General features: G+C 53.0%; 1 protein-coding gene. It reads right to left on the reverse strand.

The window, feature by feature from the left end:
• Window positions 1–338: trypsin-like serine protease (locus QWJ41_RS20930; RefSeq protein WP_302710408.1), on the reverse strand; the 338-nt coding region annotated here is incomplete at both ends.

Consider the following 338-nt stretch of genomic DNA (forward strand, 5'->3'; position numbering starts at 1 on the left):
GCCGGAATTGTGGAGGTTTGAGCCTGAGCGGATGTTGAGCTGGGAGACGGCAGAAATGACACTGGGAACGACGCAATGGGCGGCGGTCAAGACAATTTGGGGGGCGATGATTATTCCTCCGCAGATCTGAGCGCCGTTACGGAGCAGAGCTACTTGCCAAGGTAAATCCTGGATGGACGCCACTACTCCACCTACAATCCTGCCACCGATGGTGGGGTGGTATGGGTAGGTGCCGTTTTGCTCCAGCTGATTGATGTCGAAGTCATTTTGGAGGTCTATGCTGGGAGCAGCAAAAACCAATCCAAGGGTGGCCAAAATCACAATGACTTGTTTCATTT

Source organism: Nocardioides cremeus, from assembly GCF_030518195.1.
Classification (GTDB): domain Bacteria; phylum Actinomycetota; class Actinomycetes; order Propionibacteriales; family Nocardioidaceae; genus Nocardioides; species Nocardioides cremeus.